This is a genomic window from Microbulbifer sp. GL-2 (genome assembly GCF_007183175.1).
Taxonomy (GTDB): Bacteria; Pseudomonadota; Gammaproteobacteria; order Pseudomonadales; family Cellvibrionaceae; genus Microbulbifer.
Window position 1 is genome coordinate 2,195,027 of the sequence record NZ_AP019807.1, and the last position, 18,763, is coordinate 2,213,789.

The 18,763-nt window shown below is 53.5% G+C and carries 14 protein-coding genes and 1 pseudogene; 12 read left to right on the forward strand and 3 right to left on the reverse strand.

Annotated elements, in window-relative coordinates:
• The first annotated feature begins 120 nt into the window (after positions 1–120).
• From nrdR to ribA, 10 genes and pseudogenes are all read left to right on the forward strand, one after another.
• A complete protein-coding gene (nrdR, locus tag GL2_RS09550; RefSeq protein ID WP_143730434.1) occupies positions 121–588 on the forward strand; it encodes a transcriptional regulator NrdR in 468 nt (155 codons plus the stop codon).
• Entirely contained in the window at positions 585–1,730 is a 1,146-nt protein-coding gene (gene ribD, locus GL2_RS09555; RefSeq protein ID WP_143730435.1) for a bifunctional diaminohydroxyphosphoribosylaminopyrimidine deaminase/5-amino-6-(5-phosphoribosylamino)uracil reductase RibD, read from the forward strand. The genes nrdR and ribD overlap by 4 nt, the downstream gene beginning before the upstream one ends.
• Positions 1,730–2,391 (forward strand): annotated as a pseudogene (locus GL2_RS09560) (riboflavin synthase). Before ribD ends, GL2_RS09560 begins: the two are co-directional and overlap by 1 nt.
• A 100-nt stretch (positions 2,392–2,491) precedes the next feature.
• Positions 2,492–3,604: a bifunctional 3,4-dihydroxy-2-butanone-4-phosphate synthase/GTP cyclohydrolase II gene (gene ribBA, locus GL2_RS09565; protein ID WP_143730436.1), complete on the forward strand. Its 1,113-nt coding sequence runs from the start codon at positions 2,492–2,494 to the stop codon at positions 3,602–3,604.
• 59 nt (positions 3,605–3,663) lie between these two features.
• Positions 3,664–4,134 carry a 6,7-dimethyl-8-ribityllumazine synthase gene (gene ribE, locus GL2_RS09570; protein WP_143730437.1) on the forward strand — a complete coding sequence of 157 codons (471 nt, stop codon included), beginning with the start codon at positions 3,664–3,666 and terminating at the stop codon, positions 4,132–4,134.
• A gap of 66 nt (positions 4,135–4,200) precedes the next feature.
• Positions 4,201–4,644, forward strand: a complete 444-nt coding sequence (gene nusB, locus GL2_RS09575) for a transcription antitermination factor NusB (protein WP_143730438.1) — start codon at positions 4,201–4,203, stop codon at positions 4,642–4,644.
• 8 nt (positions 4,645–4,652) lie between these two features.
• A complete protein-coding gene (gene thiL / locus GL2_RS09580; protein ID WP_143730439.1) occupies positions 4,653–5,600 on the forward strand; it encodes a thiamine-phosphate kinase in 948 nt (315 codons plus the stop codon).
• A gap of 53 nt (positions 5,601–5,653) precedes the next feature.
• Positions 5,654–6,142: a phosphatidylglycerophosphatase A gene (locus GL2_RS09585; protein WP_143730440.1), complete on the forward strand. Its 489-nt coding sequence runs from the start codon at positions 5,654–5,656 to the stop codon at positions 6,140–6,142.
• Between the two features lie 18 nt (positions 6,143–6,160).
• Positions 6,161–6,796 carry a TIGR02281 family clan AA aspartic protease gene (locus GL2_RS09590; RefSeq protein ID WP_143730441.1) on the forward strand — a complete coding sequence of 212 codons (636 nt, stop codon included), beginning with the start codon at positions 6,161–6,163 and terminating at the stop codon, positions 6,794–6,796.
• Between the two features lie 17 nt (positions 6,797–6,813).
• Positions 6,814–7,431 carry a GTP cyclohydrolase II gene (gene ribA / locus GL2_RS09595; RefSeq protein WP_143730442.1) on the forward strand — a complete coding sequence of 206 codons (618 nt, stop codon included), beginning with the start codon at positions 6,814–6,816 and terminating at the stop codon, positions 7,429–7,431.
• Positions 7,432–7,559: 128 nt separating this feature from the next.
• Here the strand turns inward: ribA and GL2_RS09600 are convergent, their stop codons facing one another.
• Positions 7,560–8,837, reverse strand: coding sequence for an amidohydrolase family protein (locus tag GL2_RS09600; protein ID WP_143730443.1), 1,278 nt, complete (start codon positions 8,835–8,837; stop codon positions 7,560–7,562).
• Between the two features lie 181 nt (positions 8,838–9,018).
• Entirely contained in the window at positions 9,019–12,345 is a 3,327-nt protein-coding gene (gene pulA, locus GL2_RS09605; RefSeq protein WP_143730444.1) for a pullulanase-type alpha-1,6-glucosidase, read from the reverse strand.
• 596 nt (positions 12,346–12,941) lie between these two features.
• Here pulA and rsgA point away from each other — a divergent pair.
• Together rsgA and GL2_RS09615 are read left to right on the forward strand one after the other, a co-directional pair.
• Positions 12,942–14,069: a ribosome small subunit-dependent GTPase A gene (gene rsgA / locus GL2_RS09610; RefSeq protein ID WP_143730445.1), complete on the forward strand. Its 1,128-nt coding sequence runs from the start codon at positions 12,942–12,944 to the stop codon at positions 14,067–14,069.
• A gap of 571 nt (positions 14,070–14,640) precedes the next feature.
• Positions 14,641–16,716, forward strand: a complete 2,076-nt coding sequence (locus tag GL2_RS09615; RefSeq protein ID WP_143730446.1) for a TonB-dependent receptor — start codon at positions 14,641–14,643, stop codon at positions 16,714–16,716.
• A 72-nt stretch (positions 16,717–16,788) separates the two neighbouring features.
• Here GL2_RS09615 and GL2_RS09620 read toward each other — a convergent pair whose 3' ends face one another.
• Positions 16,789–18,639, reverse strand: coding sequence for a DUF885 family protein (locus GL2_RS09620; protein ID WP_143730447.1), 1,851 nt, complete (start codon positions 18,637–18,639; stop codon positions 16,789–16,791).
• Positions 18,640–18,763 lie beyond the last annotated feature (124 nt).

Consider the following 18,763-nt stretch of genomic DNA (forward strand, 5'->3'; position numbering starts at 1 on the left):
GAAAGCGAAGGTCTTGATCTGGACATGCGGTTGCACTGGTACAGTGCGCTCTGCAGTCGCACTGTACAACGGCTGTGGTAAACTGCGGCCCATTTTCCACTCCCCTGGGGACGTTCCCACATGCACTGTCCTTTCTGCAGCGCAGAAGAAACCAAAGTAGTCGATTCCCGTTTGGTGGCCGAGGGTGACCAGGTACGCCGTCGGCGTGAATGCCTCGATTGTCACGAGCGTTTTACCACTTTTGAAACCGCTGAATTATTGCTGCCACGTGTAATTAAGCAAAACGGCCAGCGAGAGCCGTTTAATGAAGAAAAACTGCGTGCGGGTATCCAGCGCGCGGTAGAGAAGCGCCCGGTCAGCATCGAGCGGGTGGAGTCCGCGGTATCCCAAATCAAACACGCGCTGCAGGCCACCGGCGAGCGTGAACTGCCTGCGCGTGCTATTGGTGAGCTGGTCATGGAGCAACTGCGTGAACTGGACCAAGTGGCCTATGTGCGCTTTGCGTCAGTCTATCGGCGCTTTGAGGATGTCAGTGAATTCAGTGAGGAGATCGAGCGCCTGACCAGCAAGGGAACTCATTCAAAATGACACAAGCTGTAGTAAATACTCCCCAGTCCCTGATGGCCCGTGCTATCCAGCTGGCAGAGCACGGCCTGTATACCACTATGCCCAACCCACGTGTGGGTTGTGTCATTGCCGATGATGAAGGTGTTATTGTCGGTGAAGGTTGGCACAAGCGCGCTGGTGAACCCCATGCTGAAATCGAGGCCCTGCGAGATGCGGGCGAGCGTGCCCAGGGTGCCACAGTGTATGTCACCCTTGAGCCCTGCAGCCATACTGGCCGCACCGGCCCTTGTGCTGAAGCATTGGTCGAGGCTGGAGTAGCTCGCGTAATTTACGGTATGCAGGACCCCAACCCCGAAGTTAGTGATGAGGGGTTGCAAAAGCTGCGCGATGCGGATATCGAGGTGGAAGGCCCGATATTGGAGGAGCAGTGCCGAGCTCTCAATCCGGGTTTTATTAAGAGAATGACCTTGGGATTACCCCTGGTGCGCAGTAAGTCTGCTATGAGCCTGGACGGCCGCACGGCAATGGCCAGCGGTGAATCCAAATGGGTATCCGGCCCTGCGGCGCGGGCAGATGTACAGCGCCTGAGGGCACGCAGCTGCGCGATCATCACAGGTGTCGAAACGGTGCGTTTCGATAATCCAAACCTGAATGTGCGCGCCGATGAAATGGCTCTGGAGCTGCTCGCTGCGGAGCGGGCAGCTGAGGTACAGCCATTGCGGGTGATTGTCGACAGCCAGCTGCGCACCCCCGCTAAAGCCTTTATTTTGCAGGGTGACGCCCCCACATTGGTGTGCACTACTGAGCGTGCAGATAGAGAGCGCCGCGAACGCCTGGAACGGGCGGGGGCTGAAGTGGCAGTTCTGCCGCAGGACAAAGAGGGGCGAGTAGATCTACTCGCTCTGCTAAAAGAATTGGCAAAGCGCCAGTGCAATGAGGTCCTGGTGGAGAGTGGTGCGACCCTCTCCGGCGAATTCCTGTATCGAGGACATGTAGATGAACTGATTGTCTACATGGCACCCAAGCTCCTCGGCAGCACAGCGCGGCCACTTTTCGAGTTGCCAATCGAGCGCATGGGTTCGATGCTGCCGATTACGATTACCGATATGCGTGCAGTCGGTCATGACTGGCGTATCACTGCAACAACCGATATTGAGCGCTGATGTTTACCGGAATTATTGAAGCCATAGGTGAAATTGCCGAGCTGCAACCCCAAGGGGGCGATCTGCGCGTGCGTGTCAGGAGCGGCAAGCTGGATCTTGGCGACGTCCAGCTCGGGGACAGTATTGCCACCAATGGCGTTTGCCTGACAGTGGTGGATTTACCTGGCGACGGTTACTGGGCTGATGTATCTGCAGAAACCCTGGATGTTACCAGTGTCAGCAATTGGACAAAGGGCGACCGCGCTAATCTGGAAAAAGCGCTCACGCCGCAGACCCGCCTTGGTGGGCATATTGTCAGCGGCCATGTGGATGGTATTGGCGAAGTAGTGTGGCGCAAGCCTGAGGCCCGTGCCGAGCGCTTTCGCTTGCGTGCACCGGAAAACCTGGCCCGCTATATTGCGCACAAAGGCTCGATTACTGTTGACGGAACCAGTCTTACGGTAAATGCGGTGGATGGCGCTGAATTTGAGCTGACCATTGTTCCGCACACACTGCAGGAGACCATTATGGGGGCTATAGCGCCGGTACCCGGGTCAACCTGGAAGTAGACCTTATTGCGCGCTATCTGGAGCGTTTGCTGCTCGGTGAGGAAGCGGCCAAACCCAGTGGTGAAGGTATGACACTCGAATTTCTCGCCCAGCATGGGTTTTACAAGCGCTAGCCGGTTTCGCCCCGGTATGCCGCGCCAGTGAGGGCGGGTGGGAGTGAACAGCAGGGATAGCCGCTCAATTAGCAATTGATAAATTTATCCAGAGTTAACAATGGAACTAAATACGGTTGAAGAACTGATCGATGATATCCGCCAGGGCAAAATGGTGATCCTGATGGATGACGAGGATCGTGAGAATGAAGGTGACCTGGTGATGGCGGCGGAGCAGGTACGCGCCGAAGACATCAACTTTATGGCCACCCATGCCCGCGGTCTGATCTGTATGCCTATGTCCCGGGAGCGCTGTGAGCAACTGGACCTGCCGCTGATGTCGCGGGAAAATGGTGCCCAGTTCAGCACCAATTTCACCGTATCTATTGAGGCTGCCGAGGGTGTTACCACGGGTATTTCTGCCGCGGACCGCGCTCGAACCGTACGCGCCGCTGTGGGCAGGAGTGCCAAGCCCAGTGATATCGTGCAGCCCGGCCACATTTTCCCGATTATGGCTCAGCCTGGTGGTGTTTTAAGTCGTGCGGGGCACACCGAAGCGGGTTGCGACCTGTCCCGCCTGGCGGGTTTTGAGCCCTCTGCAGTGATCGTTGAAATCATGAACGAAGACGGCACCATGGCGCGCCGCCCGGACCTGGAAAAGTTTGCCAAAGAGCATAATCTCAAGATCGGTACCATTGCCGATCTGATTAATTACCGCGCCCTTAATGAGAAAACAGTAGAGTGCGTTAACGAGCGTAAAGTACGCACCGAGTTCGGTGAATTCACACTGCGCACTTACCTCGACAAGGCCCGTCGCGAGCGTCACTTTGCCTTTATTAAGGGCGACCCGACACCTGAGGAGCCAACCCTGGTGCGGGTGCATGTAGGGAATACCCTGCGCGATGTACTCACTATTCGCCGCGGAGATGAGAAATTTATCCCGTGGACTTTCCGCCGTGCCATGCAGCGTATCGAGAAAGAGGGCAAGGGCGTGGTGGTGCTTATTTGCCATAACGAAACCACCGAAGAGATCGAAGAGAGCATCGACTGGCTGATCAGCGGCAAGCAGCAGCGACCCAGCCAGGACCTTGTATACAAGCAGGTGGGCACAGGCTCACAAATCCTGCGCGATCTTAAGGTACGCAAAATGCGTCTCATGAGCGCTCCCTTCAAGTTCAGCGCCATCTCCGGTTTTGAGCTGGAAGTGGAAGAGTACCTGAATGCCGACGAGTAAATAAAACTGTGACGCCGGTTTTTGTCGGCATCGTGGCAAAGAAATACGGATTAAAAACTATGAGTAATATTCAAGTAATCGAAGGGGATTTTGTCGGCAGTGCTGGTAAGTATGCACTGCTGGTAAGTCGCTGGAACAGTTTTGTGGTTGAAAGCCTGAAAGACGGTGCCCTGGATACCTTGCGTCGCAAGGGCATCAAGGATGAAGATATTACTATCTACTACGCTCCGGGCGCTTTCGAGTTTCCACTGGCCGCTCAAAAACTGGCCGAGACCAAGAAGTTCGATGCCATTATCGCCTTGGGTGCGGTAATTCGTGGTGGCACCCCGCACTTCGAATATGTCGCTGGTGAATGCACCAAAGGCCTGGCTCAGGTATCCCTCAATACTGGTATCCCGGTAACTTTTGGCGTGCTTACTGTGGATTCCATCGAACAGGCGATCGAGCGTTCCGGTACCAAGGCCGGTAACAAAGGCTGTGAGGCCGCTGAGACCGCCCTGGAAATGGTTTCCCTGCTTGGCAAAATTTAAATTGCCGAAGTGCCGGCAAGCTGTGCCGGCACTGCCCATTCTGTGAAGTATCTACCGGAAAAGACAATGACTGTAACTGCATCCGCTCGCCGTAAGGCGCGTCACTACGCCATGCAGGCTCTCTACCAATGGCAGATCGCTGGCGCCAGCCTCAGTGCGATTGAAGCTGAGTTCCACGCTGACAACGATATGAGCAAGACCGACGTGGAATATTTCCGCGATATTTTTCACGGTGTTGCCAAGAGTCTGGACGAAGTGGAAAACGCCTTCACGCCGCATCTGGACCGAAAAGTGGAAGACCTGGACCCAGTGTCCCGAGCCCTTCTGCGCATGTCCACTTACGAGCTGAAAAACCGTATTGATGTGCCCTACAAAGTTGTGATTAACGAAGCTGTAGCACTGGCAAAAAAATTTGGTCCCACCGATGCCTTCAAATTTATCAATGGCATCCTGGACAAGACTGCTGCAGACCTTCGTGCATCTGAAGTGGCTGCGGATAAGAAAGCCTGAAGTGGGATATGGGAACTGCGCCCGGCGAATTTGAAATTATCCGTGACTTCTTTGCCTCTGCGCCACAAGGGGAAGGGGTAACCCTGGGGATTGGCGATGACTGTGCTCTGTTACAGGTACCTGCCGAGGGCCAGTTGGCTACCTCCATGGATACGCTGGTGGCGGGCCGGCATTTTCCCGCCGACGCTGACCCCTCGGCTATAGCGGCTCGCGCGCTGCGGGTTAACCTCAGTGACCTGGCCGCTATGAATGCACGCCCATTGTGGTTTACCTTGGCGTTGACCCTGCCGCACAGTGACGCCGCCTGGCTACAAAAATTCGCCAGTGGCCTGTTGCAAACTGCAGCGCAGTTTGGCATTTCCCTGGTGGGCGGTGATACCACGGCCGGTCCTCTGTCGATTACTATCCAGGTAATTGGCCAAACCAGTCGGGCCTTGCGTCGGGATGGTGCCGGCCCCGGCGATTCAGTCTATGTCAGCGGCCCGCTGGGAGCGGCGGCGGCTGCACTGCCAGTGATTCTTGGTGAGCAGAAGGTGCTAGACGCAACGCGGCAGCAGGTCGAGCGCGCCTATTATTTCCCCGAGCCGCAGTTTGCCACTGCGGCAGCGATTTCCGAACTGGCTAGCAGCGCCCTGGATATATCCGATGGCCTGCTGGCGGATCTCGCTCATATTTGTAAATCCAGCCAAGTGAGTGCGGATATCCATTTGGAGCGCCTGCCTGTTGCACCTTTGGCGCAGACACTTGCCGGAGAAAGGGCGCTGGCAATGGCCGCCGGTGGTGGTGATGATTACCAGTTGTGTTTTACTGTGCCGCAAGAAAAAGTGGAAGCATTGGAAAAACTGGATTTGCCCGCAACCGCTATTGGCACCCTGGCAAGCGGCGACGCACAAGTGTGTTGCTGGAAGAATGGAAAGCCCTGGCGTGCCCCCTCAATGGGCTACCGACATTTTTGAGTTGGTGCTTTTACCGAGAAAGGAATGCCTGATAGGCCTTGGATACAAACACTATGAGCGGACAGAATCCCACTTTTCCCCAGCTCCTGCGTGACCCAACCATGTTACTGGCCTTTGGGTTTGGCTCCGGGCTCGCCCCTAAGGCGCCGGGCACTTTTGGCACTTTGGCCGCCATCCCCTTTTGGTGGCTGATGCAGGGGCTGTCTCCAGCCTGGTACCTGGGTATCGTTATCCTGACCGGTTTACTGGGTTGTTATCTATGTGGCGCGGCAGCCAAGAAGCTGGGTGTGCATGACCACGGTGGCATTGTCTGGGATGAGATGGTGGGTTACTGGCTCACTATGTTTTTGGCTCCGGCTGGCTGGGGCTGGGCTCTGTATGGCTTTGTGCTTTTCCGCCTGTTTGACATCGCTAAACCTCCCCCCATTAACTGGGCTGATAGGCAAGTGCGAGGTGGCGTTGGGATTATGCTCGACGATATACTGGCCGCCGTTTACGCGGGGTTGGTACTGCAGCTGACCGCCTGGATACTGGGAGCCTAGCGCGATAAGGAAGGCGCAATGCGCAGTTACATACTCTTTTTTCTTGGTTTACTGATTACCGTTGATGCAAATGCGCAGCAGGTGCAACTGAAAGGCCTGTTCGGCAATAGTGCTCTGCTGGAAATCGATGGCCGTCAACGGATTTTAAAAAGCGGTGATGAGTCACCCGAAGGTGTCTCCCTTCTAGAGGCGACTACCAGCTATGCCCGTATTAGTGTTGCCGGGCGTGAACAGAAGCTCACCCTCAATGCGCCAATAGCTGCCAGCTATGTCCGTGCTGAAAAGGCGAAAGTGCGTCTTTCCGCAGATAGCCGTGGTCACTACAGTACAGATGCCTGGGTGAACGGTATGCGGGTGCCGATGATGGTGGATACAGGGGCAACCAATATCGCTATCAATTATCCCACCGCACGGCGCCTTGGCTTGAACCTCAGCACAGCCAGGAAAGTGCCTGTTGCCACGGCAAACGGTATGACAAGCGCTTACCTGATTAACCTCAGCAGTGTCACAATCGGTGGGATTAAACTGCACAATGTTGCAGCTACAGTGCACTCTGATGACTTTCCCCGTGTCGTTCTCCTGGGAAACAGTTTTCTCGGTCGGGTAGATATGGAACAGCAGAGCGGCGTGTTGATATTGCGCGCCCGGAACTGAATTGAAGAGGTATTAAGTTGACCATTCGATATGTAGAGTCCTCAAAGCTGCCCACCTCCTGGGGAATGTTTGAGATGCACGGCTTCGAGGAAGTGAAAACCGGCAAAGAGCATGTGGTGCTCACCATGGGGGATTTTGATACCGAAGAGCCTCTGTTGGCCCGTATTCACTCAGAGTGCCTGACAGGGGATGCTCTCTTTTCGCTGCGCTGCGATTGTGGTGCCCAGTTACAGCACGCGATGCACCGTATAGCTATGGAGGGGCGTGGAGCTATTTTCTATCTTCGGCAGGAAGGTCGCGGTATTGGTTTGTTAAATAAGATTCGCGCATATCATTTGCAGGATTGCGGTGCGGATACCGTGGAAGCTAATGAACAGCTCGGCTTCGGAGCTGACATGCGTGATTACTCCATTCTCAAGGCAATGATTGAGCACCTGGGTATTCATGCTATTCGCCTGATGACCAATAACCCGCGCAAAGTGAAAGCGTTGCAGGATTTGGGAATCGAGGTTTCTGAGCGTTTACCGCACCAATCCGGGCGCAATCCGCACAATGCCAAGTATCTCTCTACCAAGAAAGGTAAGCTTGGGCACCTGTTTGAGAATGGGGATGAAGATGAGGGGGAAGAGAAATAACGCTCGCTTTCTTTGTGGCATCCTCAAATAAAAAAGGCCGGATAATCCCGGCCTTTTTTATTTTCTGGAAAATATTGGCCTCTGGGCACGGGTATTTTTAGCGCAGCCCAGAATCAAATAATAGACTTTTAGTCTTTAAAGATTTTGCCCCCTTTCATCACAAAATCCACATCCAGCAGTTCTTCAATACTCTCGAGGGGCGAACCTTCGGTAGCGATAATATCGGCGTGTTTACCGGCTTCGAGGGTGCCCAGTGAATCGCTCATATCGATCAGGTCTGCGGCATTGATCGTGGCTGATTGCAAAATGGCCATATTGTCCATACCGGCTTCACTCATCAGGACTGCTTCACGGGCATTTATGCCATGCTTGGAGACGCCGGAGTCGGTACCGAAGGCGATTTTTACTCCGGCATTCACCGCTTTGCGGAAATTACCGCGCATGTCGGTGCCTACCCGAATGGCTTTTTCTTTTTGGGCCTCGGATAAAACATCGGTATTTTTAGCCAGCTGCACAACGGTATCCCCGGCAAGCAGGGTGGGTACCAGGTAGGCGCCGGTTTCTTTGAACAGTTTATGTGCTCGGGGACCTGCGTAGGTGCCGTGTTCAATACTGTCTACACCGGCTTCCAATGCGGCGATAATGCCTTCTTCTTGGTGTGCATGGCTGGCAACTTTACGCCCCATGCGTTGGGCAGCCTGTACCACTTCTTTGAGTTCATCCATTTCCATCTGCTGGCCGGTGCCTGTGGCGCGATCGGTAAGTACACCGCCAGTAGAAGTGATCTTGATCAGGTCGGCACCGTACTTGATGGCATGGCGGGTCGCACGGCGGCAGTCGTAGGGGCCATTGCATAGGGTTCTGGTTTTTTCATCGTGCAGCCCCATTAATTCTGGACTGACGCCACTGATGTCGGCGTGGCCTCCGGTAATACCAACACCACCGGCAGCAATAATACGGGGGCCATTCACCCACCCCTTGTTAATAGCATCGCGCATTGCATACATCTCTTCACCACTGTTGCCGGCATCGCGCACGGTGGTAAAACCGGACTTGAGGATACGCATGGCAAACATTTGTGAGCGCATCTGGGTGAGCGGCATGGACATTTTGAGCGCTTCAGAATCATTCCTCGGGCCCAGCTCAGTTTGCAGGTGGACGTGCATATCCATCAGTCCGGGCATTACAAAGCTGTCTTTAAGATCAATGACCTCAGCACCATCTCTATTCACATAGCCTGGGCTCACAGCGGTGATTTTGCCGTTTTCGATAACGACACTTTGTTCTTTCAACGGTTTTTCGCCGGGAACTGCCAGCAGTGTGCCTGCGTGGATAACGGTGGTTCCTGCCAGTGCACTTGAGGAAAAAAAGATCGCTGCAGCGGCGGCGAGAAGGGCCTGTTTCATAATTTGTGTACCTATTTATTATTCTGATACACGCTAATGGAATTTAGTGGATTTGACAATTAGTCGGTACTGCCATGCTGAAGTGGCCTTATTGAAGAAACTGGTCGATATTGAGAAATTTTTTTTGAGGTATAGCAGAATGCAAAGGCCGGAATTTCCCGGCCTTTGCACTATCTGGAAATTAATATCTGCGACGTGGCTGCACAAATACTGCTGTAGTGCGACCGGGCAGGGCAAAGCTGCCGCTGCCGCTGTCGAACTTCACCCTATACAGGCGTGGGTCTACCGAGCGACGCTGGTGCGGGTGTTTGAGTAAGCGCTCGCCGCGCAGGCTTTCACTGGTAAATTCCACCTTTTCATCATCACCGTTAAACAGCACGACAATACGTTCGAAGCGCGGATCCATGTTGCCGTCCTTATCGGACAGTTCCATCACTATCAACCCCGGTACCTGGTCGGGTCCTGTATTGAGGAATTTGAGATGCGTTTTTACTGACTCTGCATCCGCCATACGGAAGAGAGGGGAGCTATTGCGGATCGCCAGTTGTTCGCGGAACAGGGCGGAACTCCACTGGCGATGGCGGCGCTTGGGAGAAAGCTTCAGGTTTGCCAGCAGAGGCTGCATCAGGGACCAGCTTTCCTCGTTTTTATCGGCGATTGGCAGACCCGCGCCCCAGTTATCGGTAACGAGGCTGAAGTCCAGTGCATTAAACCAGTCACCGGAGTTGTAGCTGTCGCGATCCATCGATTTTGAGCGCAGGAAATCCTGGCCGGCGTGGATAAAGGGCACTCCCTGGGCGAAGAGCACTAATGAATTACTGAAGGCCTGGATGCGTACACGCTCGCGCAGGCCGGCGCTGTCATTGGCTTTGATCTGGATGCCATCGAACAGCGTTTCGTTATCGTGAGCGGCGATATAGTTGATGGATTCCTGCGGGTCGGCGGTGTAGCCGGTGGGCTGGCCGTTGTAGACCAGCGCACTGCCGGTAATGATATTGCCGTTGGCATCCTCAAAAGGATAATCCGCCAGGTTGCCGGCCAGGGAAACGCGGACTTTATCCGCCTGGGTCAGCAGGGTGGTGCGCTCGTCTTCACCCTCGAACTTGCCATTGCTGTCGGTGAACAGGCCGGTGCCGAAGCCTTGTTCCTCAAAGCCACCGAAGGGGTTGCCACCGCGCACTGAGTCGCGCAGGCGATCATTAAAGGTGCCCACACCACTGCCCGCCATATTGGTCTGGCGCGCTTGCACAAAACGGGTATCATTGGCCACTTCACCGAAATTCCAGCCTTCTCCATAGAGATAAATAGCGCTGCCATCGACACCGTCGACCTCATGGGTAAGTGATTGCAGTGCTACCTGGGCCTTGAGGATGTTGTCGAGGCTGTGGTGTCCCATCAGATCGAAGCGGAAGCTGTCCACCTTGTAGGCTGAGGCCCAAATGATCAGCGAATCGATCATCAGTTTCTCCATCATGGCATGTTCGCTCGCAGTGTTGGCGCAGCAGCTGCTCATCTCTACATCACCCTCCACACTGCGGCGGTGGTAATAGCCGGGAACGATCCTGTCGAGTACGGAATTATCGTACTGACCGTAAGCACTGGTGTGGTTGTACACCACGTCCATCACCAGGCGCAGGCCGGAGCGGGACAATCCCTGTACCATCTGGCGGAACTCGAGAATGCGGGCAGTGCCATTGGGAACGGTACTGTAGCTGCCTTCGGGGACGGTGTAGTGCAAGGGGTCGTAGCCCCAGTTAAAGCCGTCGGAATCTCGCACTGCGTCCACCTGGGCCTGTTGTTCGCTGCTATCCGGAGCATAGATGGAGAGGTCTGCAGTTTGTTGCTGTTGTGTCCGATCTTCATTCACGGTAGCGAAGTCGAAAGCTGGCAACAGGTGTACGTGAGTCAGGCCCGCGCGCGACAGTTTGTGCAAGTGGCGCATGCCGTCGCTGTGATGTCGGGTGAAGGCCTTAAAGGTGCCGCGCTCTGCTTTGGGCACGGTGCTATCCGCAATACTGAAATCGCGCACATGCAACTCGTAGATACTGATATCTTCCGGCTGGGCCAGCCTGGGCTTGCGCAGGCGATCCCAGCCGCGGGGTTTCAGGTCGCGGTCATCCAGATTGACGATCTGGCTCTTGCCGCTGTTGATGGAGAGGCTCAGGGAGTAGGGATCGGTCACCAGGTTGGTTTCAATCTGGCGGCTGAAGTAGGAGTAAACCTCCACTTCATAGAGGTAAAAGCCCCGGTCCCATTGCTTGTCGATATTGGCGCTCCAAACGCCGTTTGATTCATCGCGCTGCATGGATACAACCTGATCGGCAGAATTCCTGGCGGAATCCGTAAACAGGTGGAGTTTTACCGAGCGCGCTGTGGGCGCCCAAAGGTCGAGCTGAATATTATTTTTTCCAACCCGGGCTCCCAGTTTACCGTCGTAGTAAAAATGATCGTCCAGGGCGCCAGCCATCTGCACTCCGGTGGCATCGAGCAAATTACCTTCGGTATCGTAAACGGCGAGGGCGAGTTGCTGGGTGACCAAGTCAGTTAGGGAAGTCTGTTCGGGCAGTTGCCAGGCGCTGAGGGCAGCCAGGTGTGGGAATTTTTGTTGACTGCTATCGGGCAGGGCGGCGAGCTTGGTGAGATTGATGGCGCCATCTGAGAGGACATTGCCATCTTCCAGCTTTAGCTCAGCACTACTGCTGTAATGCAACTTTACGCTATTCCCCTCCTGTACCTGAATATCCCAGGCAAAGCGAGTGGCATCTACCCAGTGGGCTTTATCGTTGCTGAGATCGCCTTTGGTGAAGCCATCACTGCTGACGGTAACTTCTTTACTGTTCGAATCAAAAGTAAAATAGATTTCGTCATTGTCTGCTGCCACGGTAAAGCTGACATTGGCCCCACCATTTCCGTAGCTCTCGTCCCAGTCTTCGTGCAGGGCTACTTTGAATTCGTAGCTGCCTACAGGCAGATCTGAGGTGATGAAGGTATAGATGCCATCACCATCGGTATCTTGCATCCAGGTGCGCAGGCAGCTGGGCTGCCAGTCCCCCAGGCAACCCAGCAGATATTGGAAATTGCCGGCGACGGTGGCGATCACACTGTTATTGTTATCGGTGATCCAGTGGCTTTCGTGGTCGTAAATAAATTTAACTTCGCGCGCCTCGACCAGATTGAGTGGGATATTGGCACCGCTACTGTGTCCGCCCTGGCCGTAGTTCTCGTCCCAGCTATTGTTGAGGGCCGCTTTATATTCCCAATTGCCAGCAGGTACTAAAAAGCTGCCCTGCCATTTGTCATCTTCACTGTCGTAACTGAGCATGGTGGCTGCGCAACCCGGCTGCCAGTCGCCATCGCAACCCAGCTGGCTTTGCAAGTTGCCGGGGATATTCACTGCAGTGGGATCTGGTGTGTCTGAGGCCCAGACAGGTAACTGGGTGGAACAGAAGAGTGCCCCTAGAATGAATCCCGCTCTTATATCGGGACCTGTGAGTGTTGTGATTGGCATGGTTTTTCCCGTTTGTTGTTATGTGCTTTTGGAAATGGTTTTGTGTTTCTCTCAGAAGGCATTGAATCGCAGTCGCGTAGAGGCGACCTCCCACCCCAGGGAGGTGGAGACTGCTGGCCGAGAGGCCGGGCTTGTCACAAAATCTTTATAAAAGCGTCATTTAGAGGAAATACCTGCAGGTGAAGATGTTTCGCGAGTAAAGGAGATGGCGAGTAGAAAAGCTGGATCTATACTCAACTGATCGGGTTACTGTGAGTCGAGAAAGGTGATGCACTCGCTGTAATCGGATTCGAAGGCCGGCTTTTGCCGGCTTTACTTTTTGTGGAGGGGCAGTTCTTCTGGTCCGATACGCTTGCCACTCCCCCCAAGCAGTGCTAATTTGCCCTTTAACGGTCAGTGATTGTGGCCGGGTTCAAATCTTATTTTACCGCGGAGGATGATTGATGATTGTTACAACCCTCCGCCGGGTCCAATAGCAGCCCTGAGCTGCTCCGCCCGGCGATAGACTCAAAACGTCGGGCTTTCCCCTGAGAAAGCTCTGTTGACCGTGTATTGGCGGTCGCTAGGTGCATTGTTGCGCCCAGAGGGTTTCAATCTTGAGTAAATCACACTTTTTCCGTCGTTCTGTCAGCAGCCACGGCATCAAATCTGCACGCCTTTCTATTGAGCGAGAGCGCGAGCCTTCTCTACTGGAAAAACTCGGCTGGAAGTCATTCTTCCTACAGCAGCTGTCGTTCGAAGAGTTGGAACAAACTGTTCCGCTAAGAGTTATGGCGGTGCACCGCAGCCGTTTGGAGCTGGCGGGTGAGCAAGGGCCTGTATCCCTGCCGTTAACTGCTAATGTGGCCTCTAATCTGCCTACAGTGGGTGACTGGCTGCTGTTGCAGCGGGATACTGATCACTTTGTGCGCTTGCTGAATCGCAGCAGCCAGTTCGAGCGAATGGCACCGGGAGCTCAGCAAGTACAGATGATCGCCGCCAATGTGGATAGTGTCTTTATTGTCTCCTCCCTGAATGACGATTTTAATCTCTCCCGGATTGAACGGTATCTGGCCCTGGCTAAGGAATCCGGCTGCCGCCCCCACCTGATATTGAGTAAGGCTGACTTGTGTGAAGATCACAGTGTCTTCCTGCAAGCATTGCGTCCATACGGCGAGTTACCGGTTGCATTAGTGAATAGCCTCGATATGGGCAGCGTGGCGCAGTTGCGTCAGTGGTGCCTGCCGGGGGAAACCATCGCGCTGTTGGGATCGTCGGGAGTGGGTAAGTCCACTTTGCTCAATGCGCTTTCTGGTGAGCCCCTCGCTGAGACCGGGGAAATTCGCGAAGCCGATAGCAAGGGACGCCACACAACGCGCAAGCGCTCCCTCCACCCCCTCAGCTGGGGCGCGCTGTTACTCGATAATCCGGGTATGCGGGAGTTGGGGTTGGTACATGTTGAAGGTGGTCTGGCGCAGACTTTTGCAGATATCGAGGCCCTGGCGCGAGAGTGTCGCTTTTCCGATTGTAAGCACCAATCGGAGCCTGGTTGTTCTGTACAAGAAGCAATAGCAAATGGCTCCCTGGATGAGCGGCGTCTGCAAAATTGGCAGAAGCTTCAAGCGGAGCTTTGCCGGAATAATCGTACCCTGGCGCAGAAACGAGCTGGCGACCGGGCCCTTTCACAATTATATCGCTCTGTTCAAAACCAGGCTCGCCAACGCAAGTACGACGGGGGGGATTAATACAGTAACAATTCTCCTCTCATGCCTTTAGTTTTGTAAGTATTACGAATCCAGGCGTTAAAGAGCAGCTGTGGCTGCTCTTTAATATTTTTCTGGAAGCTATTATGCAAGTTTCAATGCAACAACACCGGCGATAATTAACAGAACACCGAGGTAGCGGCCGAGGCTGGTGGTTTCACCGAGGAATACCACCCCTACCAGAAATGCACTGGTGGCACACATGCTGGCCCAGGCTGCATAAGAACCCCGGTTGGGGTCTCTTTTACCAATTGCACTTGTGATCCAAAACCAAGCCTCTTTAAGGTGTAATTTTTATTTTATAAGTTTGAACTTCACAGTTCCTCAGCAGGTTAGGTTTGAGAATCTCTTGATGCCATTTGGTATTAGGGGTTAATGAAAATTAATTGGCTATTTTGGAATAATGCCTTTCTGAAGCTTGAGTTCAATTAAGCTATGTGTTTTGAATGAAAAGTTAGCAGAGTAATGTAGGGATCATTTTCTGGTAGGGGTGGGAAAACTCTTCCCTGCTCCTGTATGGTTGGCTGCGTAAAAGAAAGAATAAACTGGAAGCATGTTTAAAAAAAATAAGAGCCTGGGGCTAGTATTGTCGGTGATCAGTCCGGTTACCCTGGCTGATCAGAAGCCTGTCGAAACTGTAGTGGTAACAGCCCATCGTGTTGAAAAACAGCATCAGGAATATTCCGAAAGCCTTTCAATGATTGCGGGTCAGGGTTTACAGCTGATCGAACATAATCATATCCAGCAGACCCTGGCGCGAATACCCGGTGCCAATGTGGCAAGGGGCAATGGTCAGGAGTATTTGCCGGCGCTGCGCTCTCCTGTACTTTCGGGCGCTGGAGCCTGTGGCAGTGTACTGACCATGGAGGATGGCATTCCCCTGCGGGCAAATGGATTCTGCAATATTAATGAATTGTTTGAATCCCACAGTGAAATGGCTCGGCGGGTGGAAGTTATCCGTGGCCCGGCAGGTACCCTATACGGATCTAACGCCATGCACGGTGTGGTGAATATTCTCAGTCCGAAAATTGGGGAAAATACCGAAAGCCTCACCGGTACTTTGAGTTTTGAAGCGGGTCCAGAGGATTACTACCGAGCAAATATTTCAGCAGAAACTGCTATTTCCGTAAAGGAGGGGGTGCGTACAGACCTTTCTCTGGTATCTGGTGGTGGCAATAGGGACCAGTCTGGTTACGATCAGCAAAAATTCAGTTTTCTACACTCAGTTACAATGGGAGAGACACAGGTTCGTACTCGCCTGGCGGCCACAAATTTAAACCAGGAAACGGCGGGGTATATTGACGGAAAAAATGCTTATCGGAACCAGACATTTGCCAGGAAAAATCCGAATCCCGAAGCATTCCGTGATGCCACTGCAATACGGCTCTACTCCATTCTTGATGTTGATCTGGGTAGGGGTAAACAACTGGTATTAACGCCTTATCTGAGAAAAACGGATATGCGCTTTCTGCAGCACTATTTGCCGGGACAGGCGCTGGAGGAAAATGGTCAAGAGAGTGTTGGCCTGCGTAGCAGTTATCTTTTTACCGATGAAAATAGCCTGGAAGTGGTAATGGGGCTGGATACAGAGTTTACCCAAGGCTATTTACGCGAGACACAAAAAAATCCGACTGGGGGATCAGAATTTTTGCGGGAGACTATTCCTGAAGGCAAACATTATGACTATCGAGTTGACGCTTATAGCATTGCCCCTTTTACTTTAGCCACTTGGAATATAAATAATATTTTGAAGCTTTACGGCGGAGTACGTTTTGAGTCGGTGCGGTATGATTACAATAACAAAATGTTATCGGGCCGTACGGCTGAGAATGGTACCGCATGTGGCTTTGGTGGTTGCAGGTTCAGCCGGCCTGAAGACCGTGAAGACAACTTCCACAACTGGTCGCCGAAACTGGGAGCTACTTATGAACTCACTTCAGACCTGCAACTGTTTGTAAATATGACTCGGGGGTATCGGGTTCCCCAGGCGACAGAACTCTATCGTTTACAGCGAGAGCAAGTTGCGGCTGAATTGGATTCCGAACAAATCAGCAGCGTCGAACTGGGGGTGCGGGGCCTTAAAGCGCGCCTTTCCTATGAAGTGGTCGCTTATGGGATGCACAAGCGCAATGTGATTTTCCGGGATACAGAGTACTTTAACCAGTCCAATGGAAAAACCTCACATCGTGGTGTGGAGCTGGCTCTTGGCTATGGATTCGCGCAGGATTGGCGAGTGGAGACCTCTTCCAGTTATGCGGAGCACCGTTATCGCGATACGCGAGAACTACAGGACGTGTTACTGGATGGCAATCTTGTGGATTCAGCCCCCAGGGCTTTTGGCAGCTATCGCTTGCAATGGCAACCGCGACAGGAGATCACGGCTGAGCTGGAGTGGCTGCTTCAGGGGCGTTATTACACTGACCCCCAGAATCAACATGAATATTCCGGGCATAACTTGTTGAATTTACGGGCCCGCTGGGAGTTTGATCGCTGGGCCCTTTCTGCGAGGGTGCTGAACCTTGCGAATAAAGCCTACGCAGAGCGGGCGGATTACAGCAGTTTTGTCGGTGACAGATACTTTCCTGGAGAACCGCGTTCGATTTATCTGTCGGTATCCTCCGAGTGGTGAGAGGGTTAAATTATTTTTAACGAAAGTGGCTTGGCAATAAAAAGGGCAGGAAACTCCTGCCTTTTTTATTTTTTAGCCCGCTGAGGTTTGCGGGGATGGAGGGGAGGTCGCTCGGGCTGATGCAGAGCCCTGACTTTCAATCCAGCTGTTTATACGTGCCTCGAGAACATTCAGGGGCAGAGCGCCGGCGCCGAGAAGGGCATCGTGGAAACTGCGGATATCGAAATTACTGTCGAGGCTTTTTTCAGCTCTCGCACGTAACTCTTTAATTTTTAACTGCCCCAATTTATAGGCCAGGGCTTGTCCGGGCCAAATCAGGTAGCGGTCAATTTCCACGGTGACATCGTGCAGAGGTTTGGCGCTATTTTCCATAAAGTATTCAATGGCTTGCTCGCGGCTCCAGCCCAGCTGATGCATACCTGTGTCCACCACTAGGCGTACAGCGCGCCACATATCGTAGGTCAGTGCACCGAACTCGCTATAGGGATCCTTGTATAAACCCAGGTCATAACCGAGGCTCTCGGAGTAGAGCCCCCAGCCTTCTACGAAAGCGGTATAGAAGGTAAATCGGCGCAGTGGGTGGATATCAGTTTGTTCCTGGGCCAGCGCAATCTGTAAATGGTGGCCGGGCATTGCCTCGTGCACTGTCAGGGCTTCCATTTCCCACTTGGGGCGGCTGGGCAGGTTGTAGGTATTGGCAAAGAAAATACCGGCGCGGCCGGCCTCGTTAGAGCCTGGTTGGTAATAGGCTGTGGTCTGCGACTGCTCTGAGTAGCTTGGAATGGGTTTCACCCCATAGGGCAGCCTGGGCAGGGTGCCGAACAATGCAGGCAGCTCACTATCGATACGCTTGGCAATATCCCGGTAGTCCCGCAGCAGGGCCTCACGGCTGGTGTGATAGAAGCGAGGATCTGTGCGCAGGAATTCGGTGAAGGCCTTGAAGTCCCCCTGGAAGCCTGTCTTTTGCATCACAGCTTGCATTTCTGCATGGATACGCTTCACTTCCGCCAAACCAATACGATGGATTTCCTCTGGGCTCAGCTCAGTAGTGGTGTTTTGTTCCACCTTATAAGCATACCAACGCAATCCGTCCTCGCGGCTACTGAGCGCGATATCCTTCTGTGCACCAGGGATATAATCGCGCTCGACAAATTCTGCCATTTGTCGCCAGGCTGGCAATAATTGCTTATTGTAAATACTCAGGGCACGTTGGCGCAGGCTCTGTTGTTTGGCGATCGGGATACCTCTCGGCATTTCCGCAAAGGCCTTGAGCAAGGGGCTCTGTTCCGGGGTTGCCGGGATCAGGGCGCGGATCTGCCTTGGCAAATCGCGCAGGGTAATCTGCGGCGGAGTAATCTCCTTTCTGAGTCCTTCGCGCATTGACTCCTGGGTTTGCTCAACCAAGCTGGAGAGCTTTTCCAGTCGGGTCAGAATATCCTCGTAATCGGCTACTGTACGACGAGGCATGCTATTGAGTACCGCAGGCACACTGCGCTGGATACCGCTCATATGGGTGACCGGTTGCAGATGATCGGGAAACTGGTAGCCCTTCACCTCGCGAAGTAAATCCTGGTAGAGCAGTTGGTAGTCCAGCTGTTGCCGTTCGGGCAGTTCGCTGATATCGAGGTTGCGAGTGGCCCCTAGAAGTCGGCGGGTCTGTTCCTGGCGAACCTCAATACCCCTCTTTGAATTGTCCACCCAGCGGGTATTCTGGCCGGGATAGCCTTCATAGGTGGCCTGGCTGGGGAAGCTCTCCATTATCCAGCGGTAGCGCAGATCCTGCAGCGCTATCAATTGCTCCGAAGCACTCTCTGTGGGGATAGCCTTGAAGGCCTTCCTGAAAACTTTCTGGTCCATGGCGGTAGCACTCAAGCTGGCGAGTAGACCAATAGAAGTAACAAGGGCTTTTTTGAAAAATGACATCTTCCCCCCAAATCGAAGCGGAAATTGATAGGTAAAGGGCTCGGAAAAAGCCCCAGCAATGCCCCGTGTCCGGATCGAGTGGGGCACGCTGTTGTTGGTGGCGGTCCAGTGGCTCCCTGAGTTA